At 36.4% G+C, this 12,754-nt stretch carries 12 protein-coding genes; 8 read left to right on the forward strand and 4 right to left on the reverse strand.

Going from position 1 to position 12,754, the window contains the following annotated elements:
• The first annotated feature begins 12 nt into the window (after positions 1-12).
• Both F7984_RS13020 and F7984_RS13025 read left to right on the forward strand, forming a co-directional pair.
• Positions 13-1,236, forward strand: coding sequence for a hypothetical protein (locus F7984_RS13020; protein WP_139892450.1), 1,224 nt, complete (start codon positions 13-15; stop codon positions 1,234-1,236).
• Between the two features lie 69 nt (positions 1,237-1,305).
• Positions 1,306-1,509, forward strand: a complete 204-nt coding sequence (locus F7984_RS13025; RefSeq protein ID WP_140462048.1) for a hypothetical protein — start codon at positions 1,306-1,308, stop codon at positions 1,507-1,509.
• 65 nt (positions 1,510-1,574) lie between these two features.
• Here F7984_RS13025 and lepB read toward each other — a convergent pair whose 3' ends face one another.
• Positions 1,575-2,123: a signal peptidase I gene (gene lepB, locus F7984_RS13030; RefSeq protein WP_225983602.1), complete on the reverse strand. Its 549-nt coding sequence runs from the start codon at positions 2,121-2,123 to the stop codon at positions 1,575-1,577.
• Positions 2,124-2,309: 186 nt separating this feature from the next.
• On the opposite strand from lepB, the gene F7984_RS13035 reads away from it, so the two are divergent.
• Together F7984_RS13035 and F7984_RS13040 are read left to right on the forward strand one after the other, a co-directional pair.
• A complete protein-coding gene (locus tag F7984_RS13035; RefSeq protein ID WP_139892452.1) occupies positions 2,310-3,959 on the forward strand; it encodes a glycosyl hydrolase family 28-related protein in 1,650 nt (549 codons plus the stop codon).
• Between the two features lie 84 nt (positions 3,960-4,043).
• Complete coding sequence (locus tag F7984_RS13040; protein WP_066104814.1) at positions 4,044-4,913, forward strand: hypothetical protein; 870 nt, start codon at positions 4,044-4,046, stop codon at positions 4,911-4,913.
• Between the two features lie 72 nt (positions 4,914-4,985).
• Here the strand turns inward: F7984_RS13040 and F7984_RS13045 are convergent, their stop codons facing one another.
• Positions 4,986-5,174, reverse strand: coding sequence for a hypothetical protein (locus F7984_RS13045; RefSeq protein ID WP_066104817.1), 189 nt, complete (start codon positions 5,172-5,174; stop codon positions 4,986-4,988).
• 316 nt (positions 5,175-5,490) lie between these two features.
• Here F7984_RS13045 and F7984_RS13050 point away from each other — a divergent pair, with 316 nt between their 5' ends.
• The 3 genes from F7984_RS13050 to F7984_RS13060 are packed head-to-tail and all read left to right on the forward strand — an operon-like array spanning position 5,491 to position 8,209.
• Positions 5,491-6,804, forward strand: coding sequence for a TrkH family potassium uptake protein (locus F7984_RS13050; RefSeq protein ID WP_066104823.1), 1,314 nt, complete (start codon positions 5,491-5,493; stop codon positions 6,802-6,804).
• 16 nt (positions 6,805-6,820) lie between these two features.
• Positions 6,821-7,474, forward strand: a complete 654-nt coding sequence (locus F7984_RS13055; RefSeq protein ID WP_066104829.1) for a potassium channel family protein — start codon at positions 6,821-6,823, stop codon at positions 7,472-7,474.
• A gap of 12 nt (positions 7,475-7,486) precedes the next feature.
• The gene (locus F7984_RS13060; protein ID WP_066104834.1) at positions 7,487-8,209 is read left to right on the forward strand and encodes an MOSC domain-containing protein; all 723 of its coding nucleotides are present in this window, start codon (positions 7,487-7,489) and stop codon (positions 8,207-8,209) included.
• Between the two features lie 360 nt (positions 8,210-8,569).
• On the opposite strand, the gene F7984_RS13065 is transcribed toward F7984_RS13060, so the two are convergent.
• A complete protein-coding gene (locus F7984_RS13065) occupies positions 8,570-9,331 on the reverse strand; it encodes a glucose 1-dehydrogenase (protein ID WP_140462046.1) in 762 nt (253 codons plus the stop codon).
• A gap of 982 nt (positions 9,332-10,313) precedes the next feature.
• Between F7984_RS13065 and F7984_RS19120 the strand changes: the two genes are divergently transcribed.
• Positions 10,314-10,691, forward strand: a complete 378-nt coding sequence (locus tag F7984_RS19120) for a hypothetical protein (protein ID WP_192796809.1) — start codon at positions 10,314-10,316, stop codon at positions 10,689-10,691.
• 265 nt (positions 10,692-10,956) lie between these two features.
• On the opposite strand, the gene abc-f is transcribed toward F7984_RS19120, so the two are convergent.
• Positions 10,957-12,684, reverse strand: a complete 1,728-nt coding sequence (gene abc-f, locus F7984_RS13070) for a ribosomal protection-like ABC-F family protein (RefSeq protein WP_140462045.1) — start codon at positions 12,682-12,684, stop codon at positions 10,957-10,959.
• Between the last annotated feature and the right edge of the window lie 70 nt (positions 12,685-12,754).

Genomic DNA, 12,754 nt, shown 5'->3' on the forward strand with positions numbered 1-12,754 from the left:
GAGAGGAAACATATGAAAAAATATCGAAATTCTATTCTGATCCTGCTTGTTGCTGTGCTATCCATATCAGTATTTTATATAAATCAGGCCTTTTCTTCCTCCACCCTCCCTGATTTTTACGTCAAACAAATAAATGGAGATGCTAAAATCTTAGACACCTTATCATTGGAAGCAGATTATCAAGTAGGTGGATTCACAGAAACGTTTAATGTAACGAAAGAGGGGGCCACTTATCGATCTGAATTACCTTTTTTTGAGCAGGTGGACTACGGGGAAAAATATTTAGAAACAGCGGAATTGAAAGATTTAGCAAATCAGTATTCTTCCTTTATGAGAGGAAAAATTTATAGTAACCAGTTGTACAATGACACAAATCAAGTCATTTTTGTCGACTCCAAGTATGATTTTTCTACCAGACATGGAATGCATAATTTCAGTTTAAAAATTGATCAGCTCAATAAGAAAACAGAGGATACAACCTCTTTTGAAGTAAACCTGCCCAATCAGGAATATTCATCTTTTATTGAAATCCTTGATGTCCAAATCTCCACGAATGAATTATTTGTCATGACACGCAGTAATTCGAAAGATGGGACAGAAATACTTCAGGAATATACGATTAACCTTAAAAAGGAAAAACTAATTGACGATAATTCGATTTTGACAACTGAACAATCAACGGATCAGCAAGATATTTATATAACCAGTTTAACAGATACTAACCCGACGCAAGCTCGTACTCATTTTACATTTCAGATAGATAAGACTATCCATACAGATGAAAACAGTCAAACTGTTAGCCGTGACTTATATGTGTACAACTATAAAACAAAGAAATTAGATAGGTTGACCCTTCCGAGTGATTTAACGAAACAGCTATTACAAGAAGATGGTTCTAGTTTTAATATAGCTTATGATCAAACTTCATTATATGTTTCCGCTATTAAAGATGAGAACGGAAAGAAAATAGTCGCTATGGTTACGTATGATTTTGAGAAACAAAAAATCACAAAGGATCATAAAATCCAAGTGAACTCAGAAATGTTTGATCACAATATAAATGTATATCACAACAAAATGATTCTCACTTATAGAGGAGAAAAAAACAAACCTTATATAAGCATCTTTAATTTCGAAGACGGAAAATCCATTTTCGAAGGAACGATTGAGACAAAAAGCAACGATCAAAAGATAGACTATATGGATCTATATTTATATCAGATTATTGGTCTATAATGTAAAAATTGTTTTGTTAACTTCAAAAAGGGAATACAATAACCAAATGATGATTTGGAGGAATTTCCCATGTACTATGTTTATTTTGAAACGGAGCCAAGGCTTTTGCATGAAGGTACTAAATACAACGTGGAGGTTCCGACCAGAGAGTTGCAGGATCAAATAGCCAATGAACTTGAGAAATATGGAGAGGTTTTCAATGTACAAAAACTCGATGCTCCTGTGGATCAATTCCCGGTGCTGACAAAAGAAACCTATAAACGCAATATTTAAAAACGGAAAGGTGAATGGCTCAAGAGCCATTCACCTTTTCCACACCATGTGGAGATGCAATTTTATCAATCTGTTTTACGTGCGTATTCAAATGGGAGAATGACATATTCACATGTACCGACTATATCATCTTCATCTATGTAGCCCAATCCATTACGGCTATCCCTGCTGTTCAACCGATTATCTCCCATCACAAAATAATGATCATTAGGAACTTTCAATGGATCAAAGTCACCTGTTTTATTCATTTTCAGTAAATCAACTTCTCCTTGTTCATCAGGCAGATATGGCTCATCTTTTTGCTTGCCGTTTATATAAAGCGAGTCATTCTTATATTCAACCTTTTCTCCAGGTAACCCTATAATCCGCTTTATATAGTATTTATCTTTTCCATCATCTCGAATGACTACTATATCCTGACGATCAACTGAACCGCTATACGCCGCTAACTTATTGACCAAGACTTTTTCATTATTATAAAGTGTTGGTTCCATTGAGGCTCCTTCAACTATAAAAAAGGAAATGATAAATGTTTTTACAAGATAAGCTAAGACGATTGCAAATGCGATAGAGATAATCCAACTTCCTACTTCAGTTTTAAATAACTTCCTCAATCGCAGTCTCCTTCTTTCAAGCATGATTCCTCTAGTTGTTTCTACATATGATTCTTATATTTTATACCCATATAATATGCTAAGATACCTACAAACGATATTACATTTTCATTACGATTAATTTACATCTAGTAAGGGAATACAATAACATCCATTTATCATTCACGTGAGGAGTGAAACTCCAGTATGTTGTACTTATCGAAAAATCATGATCCAAATAAAAATGAAATTCTCTTATCTAGATGGCTTCCCTCAAACCAAACTCCAGCAAGTCTGGTAAAAGAGACGTTTTCATTGCTTAATGAAAAATTAAATAAGTTTTCCCCTCTTTCCATGCCTAATCGGAAGCCACTAAGGGATTTAAAATATGCATTTCCCCGTCTCTTATTGACAACAAGCAGACAGCCTGAGCTAAAAAATCCAGCTGATTTCACAATCTTGAACGGTCACCCTTTTCCAGCATGGAAAAAGAAATTAGATGAAGAGTATCAGCATTTAAATCAAAAGATCCAGGAACAGATCAATGTAACCGACTATGGTGCTGTTGGTGATGGGATAACAGACAATACTAAAGCGTTTGAGGCTGCTCTTGGTAAAGGTAAGCGAATGGTTTATATTCCGGAAGGTGTTTTTATTGTTAAGGGACTAAAGCTCCCCTCCTACACATGTCTGATAGGAGAAGGTAAAGATAAAACGGTTCTTAAATTAGCCAATGAAACACCAAAGAAAGCTATTCTTATTACAAACTCTAGTCCAATCCGTGGTAATCATCATATTCTCGTACAGGGGATGACACTTGACTGGAATGTAGAAAGGCTTCCACAGAGCGATCGAACTAGTTCCGGTAATAACCGTTCGAGCTGTTTAACATATGCTCATGTTACTTATGGATGGGTGAAGGATGTTGTAGCCCGTAATGCAGGTTTACACTGTTTTGATGTTTCAGCTGCCTACTATACATATTTGGGCGATGGCACACGTTCGAGATGGCCGAGCCAATATATATGGTTAGATCATCTTTCTGGCTATGGATTTGGAGATGATGGAATAACAACACATCATAGCAGCCATATTCTGATTACAAACAGCCATATGTGTGATCCAAGCGGCAGAGCTCACATGAAGGGATTCTCCAATTCAAATGGGTTTGAGGTAGATGACGGATCTGACGATGTTTGGCTGATTAATAATTCTTCAACCAGGTGCTTTGGAGGGGTTGAAATAAAGGCGCATGGTACTGCATCAGCTGCTTCCAATGTTCATATTATCGGACATATATCTATCCATGATAATCGTTCCTATAACTTCCGGCACATAGGCCACCATCTCGAATCAGAGCCACAGTCTAAATCTGCCTTTAATATAACAGCGACGAATATCGTTGCAATTGCACCCATTTTCACAGATCTTTATGAAGGCTCGACTCCAAGGTGTCTAGTCGTATCAGCCTATCAAAATGTGGTTATTAACCATTTCACTCTGCTCGGAGATTCGAATTATGATTATCAAAGGAATCCAATGGTTTCCATTCAATATAAATCTCGTCATATCACACTGGCAAATATAACAATAGAAAATTTCCAAACTGCGGGTACGGATATAAAAATAGTTGGCGGCAGGCAGCATACCGATGACATTCGTTTAAGTACTATTTCCATAAAAAACTCAGCTCCAACTGCCATCGATATTGGTAAAGGTGTAGCAAAAGCAACTATATCAAATGTACAGGCTGAATCAAAGATTGGAGATATCGCAATTAAAAATGCCAACCATAAAGTCAAGCTGAATAATATTCATACGGTTGGATATAAGACACCCATTTTAAAAATGGATTAAAACTTAATTACCTATTCTATTTCTCCACCTCTTTACATATACATTTATGGTCTTTCCTGTAAAATGTGAAGAGGTGACTATTTCGTGAGTCGGATTGCAGAAGTCCTCAAACAGTTCCTTTCATCAATCAAAGACCTAATAAACGATATACTGACTTTTATTTATTATAGCGGGCTGCTCTTCATCATCGGCTGGACACTATATCAATTGTTATGGGGTGATGTGAAACCGCTTCCTATTTCAACTGCTGTTCCTCCTACATGGTGGACGGAATATGTAATTAAACCACTGATTTCCTCCACCTTTCTGCTTACCATATTGAAGGGAATCTTCTTATTATCAGTCTGGATCATTTTATTTTTAATTATTCCTAGTACAACGAGGCAGCTCAAACGTTTCAAGCTATTTCAAATGGAATTTGAGGTGGAGGATAAAGAAACGGCTGCAGTTGCCTTTATAGAATTGCAAAGCTCAAAAGCAACCCTTCTGTCAGCCATGTATTCAGATGCAAGCATCGGAAAGTTGTTCACATTCCTTGATGAAGAAACGATGGAGGTGAATTATTTTTCCGCACTTGATTACTTTTTGGAGGACTTTAAAATCAGTTATAAACAACGATATAATATTGCCTTTGAATGCGAAACCAAGGATTTACATCAGCTTATCGGAGTCGAACGGGAATATGCCATACTTTCAAAAGAAACCGGCGATCCAGAAGTGTTAAACTGGGAGGCTCCCCTTGTGAAAATAAAGAAAAACAGACTTGTTTTCCATTTCAACTATCGCGGAACTGATAAGGTGACCATATTGTCCAGCTACTCTTCTCAATTTGATGTTATTGATAAACAAAATATCTTATTTTTACATTATGCCCTAATGTATCAAGCTGAAAATATTGAGTATGCACTTATGGTTGAAAAAGAAGAATGGCCCTTTGCCAAAACCCCTAATTAAAGGGGTTTTATTTGTTTACAAAAAAAATGCCCTTATTCATATAGTAATAAGGTCAAAGTTTAATACAGATGCTCATATAAAATGTCTATTATTTTGGAACTGTTGTGAATACTTCTTTAGCATATCCTGAACCACTTTGTTATTGGATGCCAGTTCTGTTGGATCTTTTGCACTTAGCTTCCCCACTTGCTTTTGGCTAAAGGGCTTAGCAAATTTCTCGCCTTTTTTATAACGCTCATATAAATTTTGGATATTGTCCATAATGGTTCCCCTCCCATTAAGTCCTCACTTATTTATATTCAGTTCTTTAGAAAAATCGCCATCTATTTGTCTAGTTAACTAGTATTTTTTTTTACGGGTTGATTTTCTGTCATAAACGTAATCCTATAAGTTTAATTTACTGTTTTAAATTCGTATAAATTGTGATAGGATAAAAAACTGTTTAGTGAACACGAAAAAATGTTATTTGGTGTTTTATTATGAGATATAGTACGATGATATTGGCTTTTACAGCAAACGGGTTATATTATGAATCAATACACTAACTTTACAAAGAAGAAATGGAGATTAAATAAATATGCAGCAGAGCAAATCTTCAATCCACTCATTCCGGCAAATATTCTTCCTATACATAGGTTTTATCATTTTATTTGCCTTTTTGTTATGGATACCCCAGTCCAATTCCATCGGGTTTTCTATAATGGATTCTCTATTTCTGTCCACAAGCGCCTTAAGCGTAACAGGACTTACTACAATAGACGTAGGAACAGAATTAACCAGGGTGGGACAATCCATCTTAATGGTGGAAATGCAGCTTGGCGGAATCGGGATTGTTGTATTAATCAGTTACCTGTTTGTCGTGATGGACAAGAAGATTACGGTATCAAGTATGCTTCTTTTATCCAAGGACCAAAACCAGTCAAAACTAAGTTCCATTACATCTCTTGGAATTTCGGTTTTAGTCATTGCCTTATTAGTAGAAACGATTTGTTTCTTTATATTATTAGGGGAGATACGACCCCGATATGATGATTTTTGGGATGCGGCATTCGTGTCTGCCTTTCATGCAGTAGCAAGCTTCACTAATTCCGGATTTGATTTATTCGGTGATAGCCTGATTTCATTTAAACATAATCATCTTTTCCTAATAACAACGGCTATAACAATCTTCTTAGGAAGTCTTGGCTATCCGACATTGGTAGAGTACTTCTTATCTTTTAGAAGGAAGAAAAGTTTGTTTACAAAGATTAATATAAGACTTCATTTTCTCCTACTATTTATCGGTATGGCTATATTTTTCTTTTTGGAAACAAATAATACGTTTAGCGGACTTTCCATTTGGGAAAAACTATCGAATTCATTGTTTTTTTCGGCGACAGCAAGAAATGGTGGGCTTTCAACGATTGATGTCTCACAAGTAACAATCACTACCTTTTTATGTTTGACCCTATTTATGTTTATAGGGGGAGCTTCCTCCAGTACAGGAGGCGGTATACGATTGACCACCTTTGCAGTACTATTATCAAAGGTATTATCTGTAGCGAAATCACAAAAAGAGGTTGTTATCTATAAAAAAACCATTGCTCAGGAAGCAGTTGATAAATCCTTTATGGTTTTCTTTACTTTTATGGCATTGTTTTTTGGTTCTACGATTTTATTAACCATGTTACAAACGCAGCCATTGGAGCCATTGATGTTTGAGGTGTTATCTGCCCTGACAAATACAGGCTTATCATTTGGAATTACATCTGAATTAACACCTGTTTCAAAATCCATTTTAATCATGCTGATGATTATCGGCCGAATAGGTGTATTCAGTTTCATTTATACTATTTTTAAAGTAGAAAAAGTTAAAACAAGATATTTAAAAGAAGACTTAGCAGTAGGCTAAAAAGGGGACATTTTTCATGAAATCATATCTAGTCATTGGAGCAGGAAGATTTGGTACTGGCATCGTAAAAGAATTATACAAACAACATTGTGAAGTAATCGTTACAGATCGCAGTGAAAAAAATCTCGAGTCCTTAGATGAATATTCGACTCATGCGATTGTCGGTGACTTTCGTGATCCGCTTGTACTCGATGAACTGAAAATCGATCAATTCAATGCGGTCTTTGTTGCAATTGGCTCTGATGCCTTTTCGGCCATTTTAATTACAAAAAAACTGAAAGAAAGAAAAGCAAAAAAAATCATCGCCAAGGCTAACAATCGAGAAATCGGGGAAATTTTAAAAAGCCTTGGTGCCGATCGTATTATCCTTCCAGAGGAAGAAGCTGGTCGGAAAGTGGCACGTCAGGAATTATTAACAGGTGTCATTGAATATATTGAAATCACGAAGGATATTTCTGCAATTGAAATGCAAGTACCTGAAACGATGCATGGAAAGTCATTGAACGAATTGAATTTTTCAAGAAAATTCGATATTACAGTGTCCTTAGTCCTTCGTAATGGACAGCCAATATTATCGCATTTTGCGGATCTCAAATTACAAGAAGGAGACGACTTTTTACTGATTGGTTCAAATACCAGTATCGAGAAGTTCAAAAAGAAATATAAATAAAGGCGGGTTGCTATGTTAATCGGGCACGTGAAAGCAATTATGCGCCACCCTGTTAAATCCTTTACAGGTGAACATGTTCAGGAATCTAATGTAATGCCCTATGGTCTTTATGGGGATCGCAGTCATGCTTATATAGACAATAGCCGTACAAATAAATTTCTGACCATCACTCAGGCTCCAATCATGGCAAGTTACCAAGCATCCTTTATGGGTCCTGACAGCTTGGATACCTATCCACCCATCGAAGTAGTCACGCCATCAGGAAAAAGAGTAACGTGGAATCACCCTGGATTGATTAAGGACCTAGAAACGGCAGCAAACAGGAGTATTACTCCTGTACAATTCACCCCGAATGATGTGCCACTAGGCGCAATTGAGGTGGAACATTTATTGCTCGTAACAGATGCTTCTCTTCTAGAATTAAAAAAGCAGTATGGAAGTCTGATAGACTATAAACGGTTTCGCCCTAACTTGGTCCTCGATCTAACTGAAAAGCAACCATATATAGAAGATACCTGGTTCGGAAGACGTCTTTTGATTGGTGAATCGGTTGAAATACAAGTTAACCGACATTGTGAAAGATGCATGATTATTACCATTAATCCCGAAAACAGCGAAAAGGATCCTTCTCTATTAAAATTTATTAATAGAACTCGTCAGAATTGTTTCGGTGTATATGCCTCCGTTCTTAAAACCGGAAAAATCCGGATAGGTGATGAGGTACAATTAGTTTAAGATTTCTTATTTTATGCTAGTTGTTAGTTCAAGACTCATAGTAATAAGCAAAACAAGGGAACCCATTTGGTTCCCTATTTTACTAATTTTAATGATTTCTTATTGGTAGATTCGTGTTTAGAATATCCGCAATTAATCACCAGTATCAGGAATAAAAATTCCTTAACTTTCAGGACAATTGCACTGTTTTGACTTTGCCATGAACTACTTATTAAATACACTTTTCTCCCTGTATCCCTTTCTCCCCCACTATGATCCATGTTGAATTTTAATAGAAAACCCATATAGAAATGCTAGATAGTAATAAAAAAAGAATCCAAATGGATTCCTTTTTTCAAACCTATTCATTTTTTAATCTGATTAGTAAGCAGACCATCCTGCATCCGCTGCCAATACTACACCATTAATATAGGAAGATTCATTGCTTGCCAAGAAAAGGGCAATGTCTGCAATTTCTTGTGGCTTAGCAGCACGAGGCATTAAACTAACACCACGCGTTGCATATTGTAATCCTTCCATATCCATACCATCCACTGAACTGGTTAACCCAGTCTCAACTTGGGCCGGTGCGATTCCATTGCAACGAATCCCTTGCGGGCCATAATGAGATGCAATATTTTTAGTCATGCCTGTAACTGCATGTTTAGCCGCAGTATACGTAAATCCGCCACGTCCACCAGTTAAACCTGCAATGGAGGAAAGATTCACGATCACGCCGCTGCCCTGAGCCTGGAAGTATGGCAATACTTTACGTGTACCGCGCATTACACCGCCAACATTAATATCCATTACGCGGCTCCAAACTGAATCTTCTACATTATGAGCGGCCTGCATTTTATCTAATACACCTGCACAGTTAACTAAAATATCTACGCGGCCAAATGTGGCTACGGTTTCTTCTACCATTTTTTGAACATCTTCTTCAACTGCCACATTTACTTTTACACCCATTATCTCAACATCTTGCGATTTAAATTCATTGACAGTAGCCTGCAATGCTTCTTCATTGAAATCGGCAATTACCAGCTTTGCCCCTTCTTCCGCATAGCGTGTCGCAATTGATTTGCCTATACCATTCGCTCCACCTGTAATAATGGCTACTTGATCTTGTAATCTTCCCATTGTTCATCCTCCTAATCGTCATTAAATTAATTGGCAGATTAATGTGTGGATCATAAATCAGGGCGATGAATTCTATAACTTGTAAGATTCCAGATTTATTAACAGTTAGAAACATAGAATTTGATATTCCTATATATTAAACCCGAAAAGTAATTTTTAAGAGATTCATCGTTCTAAATAACAAATCAATAAACTTACTAAAACCCTTACATTTCCTCTGCCCTATCAACTTTTTATAGCATCATGTATATCTCTACTACATTTAAACTATACATGAAACTTTTTTTAATTTCAAAAGATTCTTGATATATTATAATAATTTATACTGAAAATATTCTTTGAGTCACAAAATCCAAAATATAGCCATCTCTACATAAAAGGAAGTGGATTTTATTTCATTTTATTCTCTCTTTTTGGATGAAAATACCCAGCTTAAATTATCTAAAAAACAAGCCTCTATTTATAGATAATTATCATTCTAATAAAATAATATATTTTTCTAGAATAATGAAAGCGGATTATTCTAAGCGACAATAGGGTATTAGATAGTTGTAGTATTTTTAGTATAATCATAGGAAAGATGAGGTGTCAGTTGTCATGTATAAAGAGTTAGCGGATATTTTTTCTCTCCTTGTGGATGATATGCTATTAACGCGATAAGTACAGAAATCTCAACGGTCAAACTGACGGACTCTGTACTTACGATCTCAGAATATGAAAGATATACATTCCCTGCATTAGAAAAAAATCTTGAAACGACACTGCATATTTTCTCTTAGGATGAATATAATTTTGAACTAGGTCATCCAGTCTATGTAGCATTCTAAGGTGTACATATGTAGTTATAGAGTTTCTGAATATGAGTTTGTAGAAAATCAATAAAAAAATTGAACCCCCTTAATTTATCATGTAAAGGAGACTGCCTTATGGGTTTCTGGTCAACTGTTTTCGCAATCATAGTCGCATTGGTTCTCTTCTCAATATGCGGTTAAATAAGAGACAAAAAAAGGATCTGTTATTTTTCATTGTGCCGCTAATCCTTTTTCAAGTAAATGAATTAATTAAAGCGGATGTACAAATTCCTGTCCTCGGATATCTGCTGCGATGTCATTTCAATGACTACCTAGGAGGCATCTCCTTTGCAGCATACCTGAACTTTGTTCTGTCTCTAAGTAACTGGACTACGTTTCAGCTAACAAAGATCCATCACTTCCTGGTTGCCGGTTTATTTTGTGGAATCTGTTGGGAGGTCATAACTCCTCTATTTATAAAAACGAGTACCGGTGATGCATGGGATATTATTGCGTATATCTTGGGGATGCTGACATACTGGTATTACGGCAGAAAATTGGCATCTTAAACAAATAAATAAGTACGCTGATAAATGTAAAAGAGACGACCAAGTCGTAATGACCCCAAAAAGTTAGAGTAAAAAACTAACTTTTGGGGTCGATACAAATGATCGTCTCTTTGTAGTTTCTTTTATTTTTTATGAATATCAAATTATAGCCTCATGATTAGGCACGTCTCGCAAACGATACTAAAAAAATGATGGCTTTCCAAAAAAAGACCATATTACAAGTAGTATGCAATATGGTCCGATTAACTTTAATCAAAATTTATACCTAATTTCCGGTTCTATTCAGCATAGTCTTCTGCTCAATTAATTGTTTAAACTCTTCATCCAATGCACTGTACTTAGAATCGCCGGGTGTTAATAAACTCAATTGACTTAAGACTGCAGCTAGTTTTGTCTCTACGACCATAAGTTCTTCTTCGATATTCTTATTCATTGCTTTTATTTGTCTGACTGGCTTTCGATTGTTGCTTTCAACGCGGTTAATAATCTTTTCATCAATAACCAACAGCTTGTTACACAAACGTTCAATTAAATATTGATCATGCGATATAATTAACAAGGTCCCGGCAAAGGTAGAGAGAGTCTCCTCCAATTGTTCTCTGCTCGGCAAATCAAGATGATTAGTCGGTTCATCCAGTATCAACAAATCATAGCCTTCCATCAGCATTTGAACTAGCTTGATTTTTGTACGCTGCCCCATCGATAAAGAGGAAATCGGTTCGTCTACTTGTCTTGCTGTAATTCCGAGATTAGCCAAATACGTTTTCGCCCTAAATATCGAATACCTGTCATAAAGTTCAAGAGCTTCAATTGGTTTCTTATGAACCGGCAGATCACCAACATCCTGACTTAAATAGCCGATTTTCAGAGTCGGACTTTTCCATAATTCTCCCCCGCTGATTGGCTCTTGATCTAGAATCATCCGAATTAGCGTTGTTTTCCCCGCGCCATTAGGACCAACGACGCCAATTGACTCCCCATGTTTTATATAAAAATAACTGCTTTGGAAAACTGTATGATCTCTATATTGCTTTTTTAAATCTTTTGCCTCCACTATCCGTTTACCACGCTTGTCCGCTGCCTGAAAATCAAATTCAATCTTTACTTCATCAGCAGGCTTTTCTATTCTTTTTTTTGTAAGTTCTGCTTCCAGCCTTTTTTGCTTAGACTTAACCTGTATATCCATCTTCTTGGCCTTAACTCGGTAATATTCTTTTTTACCCATTAACTTTCTTTCAGAGGCTGTTCCATGTTTCGTTGAATCACGGTGTGCCTTTTCTGACCAATTTTTCAATTGATCCATTTGCGCTTCTACCCGTTTGATTTCTTTCTGTTGTTGATCATATTGATGTTTATGAATTCTTCTGTTTTCTTCTTTTTGTTTCTTATAAGCACTGTAGTTACCAGTAAACTCAAGCGCCATGCCATCCTCGATTTCGTATATACGTCTGACAGCCTGGTCCAGAAAGTATCGATCATGGGAGATGATAATTGCCGCACCTTTATAGGATGCAAGCTCCTCTACCAGCCAAAGAATCCCATCCAAGTCTAAATGATTGGTTGGTTCATCCAGAATTAATAAATCAGGTTTGGTTGACCAAATATGCGCGAGTGCAAGTTTTAGCCGTTCTCCCCCGCTTAAATGGTCCAAACGTTCTTGATTCCATAGCTGTGATCCTTCCAATCCAAGCTGACTCGTCAGCTCAAACATTCCTGCCTCAGCCCCAGACTCCATCATGGATTGAAAGATACTGGCTGAATAGTCAATTGACTGCCGCAGATAGCCTATACTGACATGATCTTTCCCAAAACTAATACTCCCTTTATCCGCTTGAATTGCTCCTGTCATAATATTGGCTAATGTTGTTTTCCCTGTCCCGTTATAGCCAATCAGCCCAATTCTATCCCCAGATTCTATAATCATATTTATATTCTTTAAAATCGTTCTTTCACCATAGCTTTTTTGTATTTCCTTCAGACTTAGCATATTCATTCTCACCTCTTAAAATTGACAACTAAAAACCCCAACAGAAGCCTATTGGGGTGTGAACATCATTTATCAA

Origin of the sequence: Pradoshia sp. D12 (assembly GCF_008935075.1) — a bacterium.
Classification (GTDB): domain Bacteria; phylum Bacillota; class Bacilli; order Bacillales; family Pradoshiaceae; genus Pradoshia.

What these genes read in the sequence shown, in the direction of transcription:
- F7984_RS13025 (WP_140462048.1), top strand. Translation starts at nt 1,306, where the DNA reads ATGTACTATGTTTATTTTGAAACGGAGCCAAGGCTTTTGCATGAAGGT.
- abc-f (WP_140462045.1), bottom strand. Translation starts at nt 12,684, where the DNA reads ATGAATATGCTAAGTCTGAAGGAAATACAAAAAAGCTATGGTGAAAGA.
- F7984_RS19120 (WP_192796809.1), top strand. Translation starts at nt 10,314, where the DNA reads ATGCGGTTAAATAAGAGACAAAAAAAGGATCTGTTATTTTTCATTGTG.
- F7984_RS13035 (WP_139892452.1), top strand. Translation starts at nt 2,310, where the DNA reads ATGTTGTACTTATCGAAAAATCATGATCCAAATAAAAATGAAATTCTC.
- F7984_RS13060 (WP_066104834.1), top strand. Translation starts at nt 7,487, where the DNA reads ATGTTAATCGGGCACGTGAAAGCAATTATGCGCCACCCTGTTAAATCC.
- F7984_RS13065 (WP_140462046.1), bottom strand. Translation starts at nt 9,331, where the DNA reads ATGGGAAGATTACAAGATCAAGTAGCCATTATTACAGGTGGAGCGAAT.
- F7984_RS13050 (WP_066104823.1), top strand. Translation starts at nt 5,491, where the DNA reads ATGCAGCAGAGCAAATCTTCAATCCACTCATTCCGGCAAATATTCTTC.
- F7984_RS13020 (WP_139892450.1), top strand. Translation starts at nt 13, where the DNA reads ATGAAAAAATATCGAAATTCTATTCTGATCCTGCTTGTTGCTGTGCTA.
- F7984_RS13055 (WP_066104829.1), top strand. Translation starts at nt 6,821, where the DNA reads ATGAAATCATATCTAGTCATTGGAGCAGGAAGATTTGGTACTGGCATC.
- F7984_RS13045 (WP_066104817.1), bottom strand. Translation starts at nt 5,174, where the DNA reads ATGGACAATATCCAAAATTTATATGAGCGTTATAAAAAAGGCGAGAAA.